This window comes from Azotobacter bryophylli (assembly GCF_042643485.1).
Taxonomy (GTDB): domain Bacteria; phylum Pseudomonadota; class Gammaproteobacteria; order Pseudomonadales; family Pseudomonadaceae; genus Azotobacter; species Azotobacter bryophylli.
The window spans coordinates 427,298-441,062 of record NZ_JBHRSJ010000034.1; the positions used below are offsets into that span (position 1 = coordinate 427,298).

Annotated in this window: 10 protein-coding genes and 2 pseudogenes; 5 read left to right on the forward strand and 7 right to left on the reverse strand. The window is 63.1% G+C overall.

Features of this window, described 5'->3' with window-relative positions:
- Both ACFOJE_RS18125 and ACFOJE_RS18130 read right to left on the reverse strand, forming a co-directional pair.
- A partial coding sequence (locus tag ACFOJE_RS18125; protein WP_377816107.1) for a site-specific integrase occupies positions 1-655 on the reverse strand: 655 nt, incomplete at its 3' end.
- Positions 656-733: 78 nt separating this feature from the next.
- A pseudogene (locus ACFOJE_RS18130) lies at positions 734-1,956 on the reverse strand (IS3 family transposase).
- A gap of 516 nt (positions 1,957-2,472) precedes the next feature.
- Here ACFOJE_RS18130 and ACFOJE_RS18135 point away from each other — a divergent pair.
- Positions 2,473-3,717 carry an outer membrane beta-barrel protein gene (locus tag ACFOJE_RS18135; RefSeq protein WP_377816108.1) on the forward strand — a complete coding sequence of 415 codons (1,245 nt, stop codon included), beginning with the start codon at positions 2,473-2,475 and terminating at the stop codon, positions 3,715-3,717.
- A 290-nt stretch (positions 3,718-4,007) separates the two neighbouring features.
- Here the strand turns inward: ACFOJE_RS18135 and ACFOJE_RS18140 are convergent, their stop codons facing one another.
- From ACFOJE_RS18140 to ACFOJE_RS18150, 3 genes are read right to left on the reverse strand one after another with little or no spacing between them, the layout of a single operon-like run.
- Complete coding sequence (locus tag ACFOJE_RS18140) at positions 4,008-5,462, reverse strand: efflux transporter outer membrane subunit (RefSeq protein WP_377816110.1); 1,455 nt, start codon at positions 5,460-5,462, stop codon at positions 4,008-4,010.
- Positions 5,459-8,605 (reverse strand): multidrug efflux RND transporter permease subunit, encoded by a 3,147-nt coding sequence (locus ACFOJE_RS18145; protein ID WP_377816111.1) that lies wholly within the window; start codon positions 8,603-8,605, stop codon positions 5,459-5,461. The genes ACFOJE_RS18140 and ACFOJE_RS18145 overlap by 4 nt, the downstream gene beginning before the upstream one ends.
- 26 nt (positions 8,606-8,631) lie before the next feature.
- Positions 8,632-9,750 (reverse strand): efflux RND transporter periplasmic adaptor subunit, encoded by a 1,119-nt coding sequence (locus ACFOJE_RS18150; protein WP_377816338.1) that lies wholly within the window; start codon positions 9,748-9,750, stop codon positions 8,632-8,634.
- Between the two features lie 194 nt (positions 9,751-9,944).
- Here ACFOJE_RS18150 and ACFOJE_RS18155 point away from each other — a divergent pair, with 194 nt between their 5' ends.
- Positions 9,945-10,505, forward strand: a complete 561-nt coding sequence (locus ACFOJE_RS18155; RefSeq protein ID WP_377816113.1) for a TetR/AcrR family transcriptional regulator — start codon at positions 9,945-9,947, stop codon at positions 10,503-10,505.
- 13 nt (positions 10,506-10,518) lie between these two features.
- Here the strand turns inward: ACFOJE_RS18155 and ACFOJE_RS18160 are convergent.
- Positions 10,519-11,090: pseudogene (locus ACFOJE_RS18160) on the reverse strand (DEAD/DEAH box helicase); the annotation flags it as partial.
- 175 nt (positions 11,091-11,265) lie between these two features.
- Positions 11,266-12,180, reverse strand: a complete 915-nt coding sequence (gcvA, locus tag ACFOJE_RS18165; protein WP_377816115.1) for a transcriptional regulator GcvA — start codon at positions 12,178-12,180, stop codon at positions 11,266-11,268.
- 87 nt (positions 12,181-12,267) lie between these two features.
- On the opposite strand from gcvA, the gene ACFOJE_RS18170 reads away from it, so the two are divergent.
- From ACFOJE_RS18170 to ACFOJE_RS18180, 3 genes are all read left to right on the forward strand, one after another.
- On the forward strand, positions 12,268-12,627 hold the full coding sequence (locus tag ACFOJE_RS18170) for a hypothetical protein (RefSeq protein ID WP_377816116.1): 360 nt from the start codon (positions 12,268-12,270) through the stop codon (positions 12,625-12,627).
- A gap of 49 nt (positions 12,628-12,676) precedes the next feature.
- Positions 12,677-13,018, forward strand: a complete 342-nt coding sequence (locus ACFOJE_RS18175) for a carboxymuconolactone decarboxylase family protein (RefSeq protein ID WP_377816340.1) — start codon at positions 12,677-12,679, stop codon at positions 13,016-13,018.
- A 76-nt stretch (positions 13,019-13,094) separates the two neighbouring features.
- Positions 13,095-13,763 (forward strand): cupin domain-containing protein, encoded by a 669-nt coding sequence (locus ACFOJE_RS18180; protein WP_377816118.1) that lies wholly within the window; start codon positions 13,095-13,097, stop codon positions 13,761-13,763.
- Positions 13,764-13,765 lie beyond the last annotated feature (2 nt).

A 13,765-nucleotide genomic window follows, 5' to 3' on the forward strand; every position in this document is an offset into this window, starting at 1 on the left:
ACGGTTCTGCTGCCGTCCTGGGCGGCTGGGTTTCCGGCGAGGCAGCCGGGGATTCGGCTCGGCCGTGATCGACGCCAACCTTCTCCCCCGGAGCCCGTTTCGGCTCTTGGACCGTCGGGTCGATGTTCTGGACCACCCGTTTCGGTGGTCGCCGATCCCGTGCTTGGCTACAGCCCTCCAGCAGCGCCCGCATCTGCTCCTGGTCCGGCTCGATATAGCCCATGGTGGTGCTGACATTGGAATGATTCAGCACCTTCATGGCCAGGTGTATGTCGCGCTCCGGCCGGCGCATCAGCTCCGTGGCCAGGGGGTGCCGGCAGCGGTGGGGCGTCAGCTTCGTGCCGATCTTCTCGCTGATCTTGGTGAAGATCGCCTCTACCTGGTTGAGGTTCATGGTCCGCCGTTTGTAGTGCGGCGAGAACCGATTCACGTTGAAGAGTTGATCTTCGGTCTGGAAGCCTGCGGCGACGGCCCGGTTCACCAACTGCTGCAGGTGGGTGTACAGCGTCGCGGTGGCGGGAACCATGAATTCGCGGTGAGTCTTCTCGGTGTCGCCGCGAATCAGCAGCGTGCGTTTCTGTAGGTCGACATCGGCCAGTCTGAGGCAGAGCAGGGCGTTCAGGCGGATCCCCGTGTGGACGAAGGTCTCGAACACGACGAGCCAGAACCAGGCCGGTGTTACGGGGGCACGTCCGTGTGGATTAGCGCCTATAAAACCAGACACCGCCCCCCGTTAAGTTGATGCCTCAGCCAGGCGCCTGAATTCCCAAGGCGAGCGGTATTTCAGTGCGCTGTGCGGGTGCTCCTCGTTGTAGTGCTCGAAGGCGATGGCCAGGTTGCGCAGGGCTGTCGCTCGATCCGGCTTGGGTATGTGGCGGATGTAGTCGCGCTTCATCGTCTTCACGAAGCTCTCTGCCATGCCGTTGCTCTGCAGGCTGCACACCGGGGTTGCCAGCGGCAGCAGGCCGATCTGCCGAGTAAAAGCGCGGGTCTATTCGGCGGTATAGGCCGAGCCGTTATCGCTCAGCCATTGCACCGGCGACGCCGGCAGCGCGTCACCGAAGCGCCGTTCGATGGCCTCCAGCATCACGTCGCGGACATCGTCACCACTGTAGCCATGTGAGCTGGCCACCCAGCCGATGGCCTTGCGGTCGCAGCAGTCCAGGGCGAAGGTCACGCGCAGCCTGTCTCCATCCTCGCAGCGGAACTCGAAGCCATCCGAACACCAGCGGGTATTGCTCGTGTCCACGGCGACACGTCCTTCGTGACGCCGCGCCATACCCGGCTGCTTGCACCGGCGTTCCAGCAGCAGATCGTGGTCGCGCATGACGCGGTAAACTCGCTTCACGTTGACCGGTGGCTGGGCCTGTCGCTCATGCTGCCGACGCAACAGGCCCCAGACCCGGCGATAGCCATAGCTGGGCAACGCACCGACTGCCTGCTTGATCTGCTCGACCAGGGCTACATCGTTGAGCGGCCGGCGATGACGTGACTGCGGCTCCGGAGCGGGCTGTTTGAGTCGGGTCGTCAATTGCGAGCGCGCCACACCGAGACTCTCACTGACCGTTTTCACTGGCCGTCCCTCGGCAACAAGGGTGAGTGCGCAAGCCATTTTAGCGAGCGGGCGATCTCCACCGCTTCCTTGAGGATCTCGGCCTCCATGGTCTTCTTGCCCAGCATCCGTTGCAGTTCGCGGATCTGCTTGAGGGCATCGGCCAACTCGGAAGCGGGCACCACCGCCTCACCTGCACTGACTGCCGACAGGCTGCCTTCCTGGTAGAGCTTGCGCCAGTGGAACAATTGGTTGGGGGTGATGCCGTTACGCCGGGCCACCACCGAGACGCTTTGCCCGGGCTCCAGACTCTCGCGCACCATGGCCAGTTTCTCCTCGACGCTCCAGCGGCGACGCCGCTCCTGGCCGAGTACTTCGATGGTCTTGTCTTTGCTGGTAGTCATAAACACAGTCGTTTGCCTATCCCTTGTGGTAAGGGGGAAACGGTGTCCTGTGTTTCAAGGGGCTCGTTCACACCCGAAACCTGCTATTTGCACCAAGTTGGTGCTCTCTGTCTCGGTGCCCATGATCAAATGTTCTATTTTGGTGCTAATTGAGCTCGTATGTGGTGCGTGTGTCGCTCGCTTGCACCGTTACGGTTGCCACCTGGGCACCGGTACATAACCCTTCGCCGCTAGACGGAACTCGATGCAGCAGGAGTTGAGGATCCGAGAACTCTGCATGGCGGGCGGGCTAGCCAAATCTTGTTTCGTCACTGAGTTCATTAGAGTGCCTGCGAGGATTCCGGCACAGCGCAGGGTGGCATGTCGAAAGATCGCCCTCGCGCCGGCGAAATCATGGTTGGCCTGCATCTTGCGTTGCAGTCCCTGCGATGCCTGCACAGATTCATTTCGTGGATCTCGTGCTGGCCGTAGCGATGACACAACAGAGTAGCGAAGTGCATCGGAGGGATTGCTTACGTGAAACACACCGCCCTTTATAAGACCGTCATATTGGCGTTACTGAGCATGAACTCGGTCGCCGCCTCGGCAGACGAACAGGCGCAGGAGCTGTCTGCAGACCAGTCCACCCCGGAGGCCGAAGCCCCTTCCGCCCCTCCGCTGCCGATCCCCGTTAGCTCGACCCTCTCGGCCAACTCCAACCCTTTCAGCCTGGATCTCGGCCGCATGGGTAAGATCTACGCCTCCGGGCTTGTGACGGGAATGGGCCTGTTCCAGGGCCATTCCCCGGCCGGTGATCGGGACAGTCGTGGCGACCTGAACAATGCTCATTTGTTCATCCAAAAATCGGATGGGCTGGTGCAGTTCTTCGTGCAAGCCGGTTATTACTCCGTGCCTGTCTTGGGCGTGCCTTATACGAAGGCTTCTGATGCCAGGAAACTATTGTTCGACGCTGTTCCCCAAGCCTACTTGAAGATTGCACCCACCAAAGAACTCTCGGTGCAGGTCGGTAAGCTTCCTACGCTGATCGGTGCGGAAAGCACCTTCACGTTCCAGAACATGAACGTTCAGCGTGGTCTGCTGTGGAACCAGGAAAATGCCGTGAATCGGGGCGTACAAGTCAACTACGCCAAGGGGCCCGTGTCCGTTTCGGCGTCTCTCAACGACGGCTTTTATTCCGGGGAATATAGTTGGGTCACCATGTCGACCAGCTATGCCTTCGACAGCAACAACACACTGACCTTGGGTGGCGGAGCGAACACCAAGCACTCCCACGAGAACTCGTTTGCCGCACCGGTCGCCCAGAACAACCAGCAAATCTACAACTTGATCTATACGCATACCGACGGTCCCTGGACGTTCCAACCGTACATCCAGTACACCCATGTGCCGAAGATCGAAGAGGTGGGAATCAACCACAGCGCCTCGACGTTGGGCGGCGCCCTGCTCATGAGCTACGATTTCGGTTCGGATTCCACCCCCGCGGGATTGCGCTTGCCGGGCTTCAAGCTGCCAGTGCGCCTCGAATACATTTCCTCTTCGGGCAATGCAGACAACGGCGCTCCGAACCTGCTGGGTTACGGAGCGGGCAGCGAGGCCTGGTCGTTCACGGTCACGCCGACCTACCAGTACCAGCGGTTCTTCACCCGTGCCGACTTGGCTTATGTCGGCGCATCCAACACGAGTTCGGGCATGGCCTTTGGATCGAGTGGCAACAGACGTTCGGAAACTCGAGCCATGATCGAGGCCGGTATCTTCTTCTAGAACGGGTACGACTCGACTGCCTCTGCAGGCGTTGACGCGCCATCCGTAGGCCAGATTGGCAAACTGGGTGACCCTCTGGAGGGGCCTCTTGGCCAGTCCAAATAGGCTCCATACCTGTTGGGGGCAAACCATGAAGGCTTACGCCCCCTTCCTCCCCCCAGACCAGGCGCCTCGTCCCGCATCCGCGCCAGCCGCTCCCGTTCCGACTGCTTGAGCGGGGCGAAGGGGGCTGGCTCATGCTCTGCTCCGCGGACGATGGGGCGGGAAGCCCAGCGGTTCCAGACTGGTCTTCATTCTTTCGAGCTTCCCCACCCCCCGGCCAAGGCACGAAACAAGCTCACGAGTGCAATCTGTCTCTGGGTGCTGACGTCGATCAGGCCGGACTGATCGCCAAACGCTCTGCGCTGGGCGTCGAGATAGCGCAGGTGGTCGTCCAGACCTCCCTCGAAACGTGCCTTGGCCAGACGCAGGGCTTCCTGGCTGGTGTTGGCCAGGGCCCGACGCGCCGTTTCCTCGCGACGCAGCGTATCGCTGCTGGCCAGGGCATCGGCCACTTCGCGGAAGGCGGTCTGGATGGTGCCTTCGTATGCGGCTACTTCCTGGTCCTTGCGCACCCTGGCCAGGTCGAGGTTGGCCCGGTTGCGACCGCCGGCGAAGATCGGCAGCGACAGCGTCGGGGCGAAGGACCAACTGCGCGATCCGGCGCCGAACAGCCCGGCGATATCGGCGCTGGCAGTGCCGATGTCGCTGGTCAGGGTGATGCGCGGGAAGAACGCGGCCCGTGCTGCGCCGATATCGGCGTGACGAGCTTTGAGCCGGTGTTCGCTGGCCAGGATGTCCGGCCGGCGGTTGATCAGTTCGGACGTTGTACCGGGCGCGATGTCCTGAACCAGTAGCAACCCGCTGCGCGGCTGCGCAGGGAGCCGGTTCGCAGCGTCCGCTGTGCCAACCAGCAGGAGCAGCGCATTGCGGGCCAGTTGTCGCTGGCGTCCGATGCTTTCCAGTTCGGCCTTCGACTGCTCCACCAGGCCCAGCGCTTCCTGGTAGTCCAGGGCGGTGGCTGTACCATTGGCGCGGCGTTGGCCGATCAGTGCCAGCGAGGCCTCACGGGTCTTCAAGGTCTCCCGAGTCAGCGCCAGCTGGCGGCCCGCGCCATCGTAGGTCAGGTAGGTCTGAACCACGTCGGCGATCAGGGTTATCTGGGTGCTGCGCGTGGCTTCCTCCGTGGCCAGATATTGTTCCAGGGCCGCCTCGGACAGATTGCGTACCCGGCCGAACAGATCGATCTCGTATTCTGGCAGGCTCAGGTTCACTTGGTAGCTATGGTAGCTGCCGGAGAAACCGCTACCGCCGTTGCCGGACAGGTTGCCCTGGGTCCCGCTGCCGCTGCCGTACAGATCGGACGGAAGCCGTTGGCGAGTACCGCTGATCCCGGCATTGAGGCCGGGCAGACGGTTGGCACGCTGGATGCGGTACTGCGCGCGAGCGGCATCGATGTCCAGTAAGGCCTGACGCAGCGAGCGGTTATTGTCCAATGCGGTCTGTACCAGTGCGCGCAGATCAGCATCGGCGATGAAGGATTGCCAATCCAATGCGCTGTGCTCGGTCTGGGCCGGCTGGCCGCTCCAGTGCCCGGCGACAGGCGTAGCCGGGCGTTCGTAGCGGGGGGCCAGCGAGCAACTGGCCAATATCAGCGCCAGGGGCAGCAGGACGACGCCGGGTCGGAGTGGTTTGATCACGGTCATTCTGCGCTCCGTGTGGGGTGCGGTTCGGGACGATCGCTGGCCGGGAGCTGGTCGTGCTGCAGCAGGGAGAGCACCCAGACGAAGAACACTGGCACGAAGATCACTCCCAGTAGGGTGGCGCTGAGCATGCCGCCGATCACCCCCGTGCCGATGGCGCGCTGGCTGGCCGCACCGACGCCGCTGGCCAAGGTCAGCGGCACTACGCCGAGGATGAATGCCTGCGAGGTCATGACGATGGGACGGAAGCGCAGGCGGGCCGCCTCGATGGCTGCCTCGCGTAGCGAACGGCCCTGTTCGTGCAGGTCCTTGGCGAACTCGACGATGAGGATCGCGTTCTTTGCCGCTAGGCCGATGACCGTGATGAGGCCGACCTTGAAGTAGACGTCGTTGGGCAGGCCTGCCGTCATCACCGCGAGCACGGCGCCCAGCGCGCCGACCGGCACGATCAGCATGACGGACAATGGAATGGTCCAGCTCTCGTAGAGCGCCACCAGCAACAGCAGTACCACCAGGAGCGCCAGGGCGAACAGTCCCAGAGCCTGGCCACTGGCGATGCGCTCCTGATAGGACAGACCGGTCCACTCGTGGCCGATCCCCGCCGGCAGTTGCGCGGCCAGTCGCTCGATCTCCGCCATGGCCTCGCCGGTGCTGACGCCTGGGCCGGCATCCCCGGAGATGCGTATGCTGGGATAGCCGTTGTAGCGCGCGATCTGTACCGGGCCGGTTTCCCAGGTGGTGGTGACGAAGGCGCTCAGCGGAACCAGCGAGCCGCTGCTGTTGGGCACATAGAGGCGGAGCACGCTTTCCGGCGTCATGCGCGCGGTCTGGGCGGCCTGGATCACTACTCGCTGCTGACGCCCCGCATTGGTGAAGTCGTTGATCACGGACGAGCCGAACGCGGCGGACAGCGTGTTGTTGATGGACTCGAAGCTCACTCCCAGGGTCTGTGCCTTTACCCGGTCGATCTTCAGGCGCAGCTGCGGGGAGTCGGCTAGGCCTTCCATCATCGCGTACAGGAATTTCGGGTTGCCCTGGATCGCACCGAGCAGTTGATCGCGTGCCGCCAGTAGCGCCTCGCGCCCGAGATTGGCGCGATCCTGCAGGCGCAAGGCGAAGCCCCCCGAGTTGCCCAGACCGTCTATGGGGGGCGGGGCGACCGCCATGACGGCCCCGTCATCCAGGTTGGCGAAGCGCTGGTTCAGGACTGCGCTCTCCGCTTCGACGGACTGCCCCGTGCCTCGCTCGGACCAGTCCTTCAGGGTGGGATAGGCAAGGGCGGCATTTTCTCCCATCCCAGAGAAGCTGTAGCCCAGGATGAGGAAGTTGTCTTTTATCGCGGTGCGCGATTGCAGGAAACGCTCGAGTTCCTGGCCAGTGGCCAAGGTGCGCTCGCGCGTGGCATTGGGCGGCAACTGGATGTCGACGATCATGTAGCCCTGGTCTTCCTGCGGCACGAAGGATTCCGGCAGACGCAGGTACAGGTAGCCCAGCAGTGCCAGGAGGCCCAGGTAGATCAGCATCAGGCGACCGCACCTCCCGACCAGCCAGGAATTCAGCGTCGCATAGCTTTCGGTGAGTCGGGCGAAGCGGCGGTTGAAGGCTCCGAAGAATCCGCCTTTGCTCTGGTGCCCGATCGGCAGCGGCTTTAGTAGGGTGGCGCAGAGGGCCGGGGTGAAGGTCAGGGCGAGGAAGCCGGAGAACAGGATGGACACCGATAGCGACAGGGAGAACTGCTGGTAGATCACCCCCACCGAGCCGGACATCAGGGCCAGCGGCAGGAATACGGCCGACAGCACCAGGGTGATGCCGACGATCGCTCCAGACACCTGGCCCATGGCCTTGACGGTTGCCGCCGTCGGCGGCAGACCTTCCTCGGCCATGATCCGTTCGACGTTCTCCACGACCACGATGGCATCGTCGACCAGGATGCCGATGGCCAGCACCATGCCGAACATGGTCATCATGTTCACCGAGAACCCCAGCAATTTCATGATGGCCAGAGTGCCCAGCAGGCAGACCGGGACCACGATGCTCGGGATCAGGGTGTAGCGGATGTTCTGCAGGAAGAGGAACATCACGATGAACACCAGGATCATGGCCTCGACCAGCGTATGGATGACCTTGTCTATCGCCACGTCGACGAAGCGCGAGGTGTCGTACGGCACGGAGAACTCGACACCCTCCGGGAAATTCACCGAGAGCTCGGACAGGCGTTGTCTGACTGCCTCGGCGGTCTTGACCGCATTGGCCCCGGGGGCGAGCTGGACCCCGGCGCTCACTGCCGGCCTGCCGTTCAGGCGCGCCGCGAAGTTGTAGTTCTCGCTGCCGATTTCGAGGCGGGCGACGTCAGCCAGTCGCACGGTGGCCCCGTCCGGGGCCGCTCTCAACACGATGGCGCCGAATTCTTCCGGTGTTTCCAGCGACCCGCGTACGGCCAGGGTCGCAGTGATCTCCTGTTCCAGCGAGCCGGGCGAGCCGCCGAAGCTGCCTGCCGGCACCTGTACGTTCTGGGCGCGTATCGCACCGGCCACGTCGTCGACGGAGAGGCCGTATTCGACCAGTTTCTGCGGATCGATCCAGACCCGCATGGCCGCCTCGGCGTCGAAGAACTGCAGCTTGCCGACTCCGGGTACGCGGCGGATCTCGTTATTGATGTTGCGCGCGGCATAGTCGGCCAGGGCCGTGGTGTCCTGGCGTTGCACGTCCTGCTTGTACCCCAGGGCGTAGAACATAAGGAAGCCGGCGCTGGTCTGCTGCACGCTGATGCCTTGGGTGAGCACGGCCTGGGGAATGCGCGCCTCGGCCTTCTTCAGCCGGTTCTGCACGTCGACCTGGGCGAAGTCCGGATTCGTTCCCGGCCGGAACGTCACCACGATCTCGGCCACGCCGTTGGAGTTGCTCGTCGACTCGAAGTAGAGCAGGCCGTTGGCACCGCTGAGCTCGTCCTCGATGACGCTGGTCACCGAGTCGAGCAGGACCTTGGCCGAGGCTCCCGGATAGCTGGCGGTGATGGTGATCTGTGGCGGTGCCACGTTGGGGTACTGCGCCACCGGCAGGGCCGGAAGGGCAAGCAGGCCGGCCAGCGAGATGAACAGGGCCACGACCCAGGCGAAGTTGGGCCGCTTGATGAAAAAACCGGACATGTCGAATCCTCGCGCGCCTGTTGCGCTCACTCGTGGCGAGCCGCCTGTTGGGTATCATCGGGCTGCATGGCGACGCGATCCCCGGGATTGAGTCCGCTCAGCCCGCCGACGATGACGCGCTCGCCGGCTTCGATGCCGCTGAGGATCTGCCAGCGCGAGTCCTGCATCACCCCGGTCGTCACGGCTCTGACCTGGGCGATGCCGTCCTGCCCGACCACCATCACCGAAGCCTGCCCATCGTTGTCGCGCCGAACCGCGCGCTGGGGCAGCAGGATGGCCTGTCTGTCCGTGCCTTGAGAGGCGCGCACGCGGACGTACATGCCGGGCAGCAGGATCCTGTCCGGATTGGCGAAGCGGCCACGCAGCGACACCTGGCCGGTGCTGCGGTCCACGGTCGCGTCGGTGAACATGAGGGTGCCCTGGGTACTGTAACCGGTACCCTCGATCTGGATGCTCAGCCGATCGCCGTCGCGCTCGGACAGGCTGCCTTGCTTGAGCACCTCGCGCAGTTTCAGTGCCTCGGCGACCGGCTGGGTGAAGTCGGCGTAGATCGGGTCCAACTGATGGATGCGAGCCATCAGCGTGGCCTCGCCCTGGCCGACCAGCGCGCCCTCAGTGACGAGCGCACGCCCGATGCGACCGGAAATCGGCGCACGGACACTGGCATAGCCGAGGTTCAGGGTCGCCGTTTCAAGCTCGGCGAGAGCGCTCTGCCTGGAGGCTTCGGCGCTGCGCAGCGTGGCCCGTGCACTGTCGAATTCCTGTTGGCTGACCGCTTCGATCCTGACCAGGGGCTCGTAGCGGCGGATTCTGGCCTGGGCATCGAAAAGCTGAGCCTCGGCGCGAGCCAGCTCGCCCTGGGCGCGCGACACGGCGGCCTTCAGTGGCGCCGGATCGATCTGGAACAGCAGGTCTCCGGCTTTCACGTCCGCCCCTTCCTCGAAATTCTGTTCGAGCACGATGCCGGCCACCCGTGCGCGCACTTCTGCGATCCGTACCGGCTCGATGCGTCCAGGCAGTTCGGCGTACAGGGGCAGGATCTCGTGCGTGGCCGTCACGGTCCTCACCTCGCGCGGTGCCGGCTCTTGTTCCGTTTGCTCCGGTCCGCCGCAGCCGCTCAAGGCCAGCGTGACCGCTAGCGCCATACTGATCGAGCGCACACGGGGTGGTATGACATGCATGATTTCATCCACAGGAAGGCTTTAAGGTTGTGGATGCTATACAAAAGATTCTATTGAGACAATAAAGTCTCATTGTGGTCCGGTTGATCTCGAATTCTTCACAAAGAAGCGAGGAGTTTTTTGCATAATGCCCGGCCGAAACTGCCTATGGGGCCTCTATGTCAATTGCTAACACAGACGAAAAGCTGCTGAAGGCGCTGGCCACCGGGTTGGTCGTGCGTCCTCGGGCGACTTTGAAGGAGTTGGCCGAGGCGGCCGGCGTGAGTAAGGCTACCCTGCATCGCCTCTATGGCACCCGGGACAATCTGGTCGACATGCTGATGTGCCATACCTCCAAGGTCATGGCGCAGATAATCGAGGAGGCCGATTTGCAAACGGCCGAGCCCGTGGTGGCATTGCGAATGTTGATCGACGGTCATCTCGCGCACCGAGAGTTGATGCTTTTCCTGATGTTCATGTACCGCCCGGATTCTCTGGACTGGGTCGAGGAGGGCAGTCCATGGAAAAGCCTCGTCGATGCCTTGGATGCCTTCTTTCTGCGCGGCCAGCAGCTGGGGGCCTTCCGAGTCGATGTCGGTGCTCCCGTGCTCACCGATCTGCTCGGCGCGCTGATCTGGGGCATGGTCGATTCGGAGCGATTGGGGCGAGCGGCCCCCGCGCGCTCGGCAACGGTCCTCGAGCAGATGTTCCTCTATGGGGCTACTCCAAGAGTCGTTTAGGCTCCAGAGTATCTCAAAAGAAAAGGCCACCCGAAGGTGGCCTTGACCGCCATGCCGCGATGAGTTGCCGGGCGAGTGCCATCTCGACCGAGTCCCCGTCCTGGTTCAGCGCATCGAGCCCCGATTCCGGCACGTCTCCCGACGTGCTCTGGGCCACGGCGATCTTCTTGGCCATCAGCTGCAGGCAGGTGATCTGCGAACTGCCGGCATAGCCGAAGAACACCACCCGCACCGGGTGCTTCTGCCCGATCCGCCACGACCGTCGCGCCGCCTGCTGCGGGGTGTAGACGTTGTAGCCCGTCTGCAGGAAGGCGATGGTCGGGAAGTCCAGCAGATCCAGGCCGGTCTTCACCCGTTCCGGATTGGTAATCCGTACATCGATCCCTCGATCGACCTGGTCGAAAATCCAATCCTCCCGCCGGGCTGTGTCCACCGAGGCGCGCAGCACCGCCACCTTCAAGCCGGCCTGTTCCAGCATCCGCTTGAGTCGACTGGTGGTGTCGCGTGTCCCGCTGTACACGGTGTAGGCCAGGACCTTGCGCTGCCGGGCTTCTCCGCGAGGCAGATGTCGACCAGGGCCCGCTTGCAGCCCAATCCCTCACCGGCATCCAGGCAGAAGAACTCGGCTAGTGCGCCGGTCTGGGCGACCGGTTCGTCGGCACCTGACAAGACGCGTAGACGCTGCCGCGCGGCCGCGGGCAGGTGCCCGGTGCTGATTTCCCAGCATGGCCGGTCTCGAACGTCAGCCGTTGCACTATTTTTATGAGCCGGCAGCCTCATGCCGTAGCCAGTCCCGAAAGGCTATAAGCCTCGGCAAGCTGGCGCACTCGGGACGGTACACGACATAGTAGGCCAGCTCGGAAACGAACCGGATCTCCGGGAAAAGTCGTACCAGCCGCCCCGCTGCCAGATCGTCGTGGGCCATGACGCTACGGGCGAGCGCGACACCCCGGCCCTCGATCGCCGCCTGCAGAACCGCTGCGGAGTTATTGATCTTCATGCCGCGTGAGGTCGCCACGCCCGTTACCCCGACCTCCTGAAGCCACTGATCCCAGGTAGGGAAGCCGGCATGACCATCCATCGACAGGTCGTGGATCAAGGTGACGCGCCCGAGGTCGTTGGGCTCGTGCAGAGGCTGGTTCCTCCGCAGGAACTCAGGGGAGCACACCGGGTAGATTTCCTCCTCCATCAGTTTTTCCGCCGTCACCCCCTGCCAGGTTCCTGTGCCGTAGCGCACGCCGATATCCACCCGCTGGGCAACGAAATCCACCAGTTTGAGGCTGGTCTCCAGGCGCACATCCGTGTCGGGGCAGGTGGCCTGGAATCGCTCGAAGCGTGGTAGCAGCCACTTGGCGGCGAAAGCCGGACTGACGGTCACGGTCAGCACGCCGCTGGCGGTGCTCTCTTTAAGGCGTTCCAGCCCCAGGCTCAACTTGTCGAAGCCGGCTCGAATCTCGGGCAAGGCGCGCAGAGCGGCTTCGGTGGCGACGAGTCTGGCCCGGCCGCTGGTGCTGCGGACGAACAAAGGCATTCCGAGCCATTCTTCAAGGCTTCGTACAAGCTGGCCTACGGCTGCTGGCGTGACGTTGAGCTCCGCGGCCGCTGCCGAAAAGCTCTGGTGGCGAGCACTGGCTTCAAAGGCTCGCAAGGCGTTCAGGTGGCTGGGGGCCTTCATACCAATAAAGTTTTTCTTTCAGTCAGGAAAACTTTATCTCATTTGCCCATCGCCTGCATGGGCGGAAGAATCTCAAGGAAAGGGCTGGTGGCCAAAAAGAAATTCTTTTGGTTTTCCGCCGGCTCATGCATGCCGTTCGATCTTGACCCACAGGAGCTGGCTATGGCTGCTTACCTGCAAATCACCCTCAACATCTCTGCCGCCAACCGGGCTGCCGCTGCCGGCATCTACCAGAAGTACAAGGCGCCGTTCCTCAACACCATCGCCGGCGCGAAGACGAAGGAACTGCTGGTGCGCGAGGAGGACGTGCAGGTGCTGCATGGCTTCGACAGCGCCGAGAACGCACGGGCCTACCTGCAGAGCGAATTATTCACAGCCGACGTGGTTGCCGGTCTTGAGCCTCTGCTGGATGCCAGCCCCGATGTGCGTATCTACCAAGTCGTCTGACCTTCGGACGCAACGCAACCCAGCATTCCCCGCACGAGAGACTGCCATGATGCAAGACTGGAACGCATACCGTGCTTCCTTGATGGAACTGGTAGACGACTACGCCCAAGAAAACCCTGATGTGATGCAGGGGCTGATGACGATCAACAACGCTGCCGCCAAGACCGGCCATCTGGAGCCGAAGATGCACGGACTGATAGCCCTGGCCGTGGCGGCGACGACACGCTGCGATGGTTGCATTTCCGTACACGTCAAGAAGGCCGTCGAACACGGCGCTACGCGGGAGGAAATCGCCGAGGCGCTGGGCGTGGCCATCGCCCTGAACGCGGGCGCCGCGCTGGTGTACTCGGCACGCGTGCTGGAAGCCGTCGGACAACTGCCTGAGGCCTGATTGGCATTGACGGGGTAACGGCTGTCGATCATTCGGCCAGCCGAGCGTTCTTCTTCAATGGCTGGATAATCCGCTTATGCTCATCAATGCAGACTTTTCGCGCCGCGCCATCGTGGCGCCTTGTCAGTACCAATGGGTCGCCTCTCCCCAGCGCGGTGTCGAACGCATGATGTTGGACCGGCAGGGCGGAGAACAAGCTCGGGCGACCAGTATCGTGCGCTACGCTCCCAAGTCCTTCTTCCCGTACCACCAGCATCCTGGCGGGGAGGAGATCCTTGTTCTGTCCGGCATCTTCTCCGAAGGCGACGAACACTATAGGGCGGGCTGCTATCTGCGTAATCCGCCGGGTTCAAGCCATCAACCCTCCAGCAGTGAGGGGGCCGTTATTTTCGTCAAGCTCTGGCAGATGCCGCCGGGCGAGAACCGCCGAGTGCGCATCGATACCTGCGCCCCGTCCTCCTGGCGCGGACATGAGGCGCGCAAGGTATGTCCGCTGTTCTCCGACGATACCGAGCAGGTCAGCCTGCTGCGCCTGGCACCGGGCGAAGCCTTGTTTGCCGGTCCGTTGAGCAGCGCAGAATTGCTGGTGCTGGGCGGGGAGCTGGCTGATGGAGGCCAGTCCTACCCGCGCGGCAGCTGGATGCGCCTGCCCGGCGGCGAGTACCCGGAGATCGCGGCTGGTATTCGGGGAACCACCCTCTACCTCAAGACTGGCCACCTGACCGATATGGCGATGGAGGCATAGGC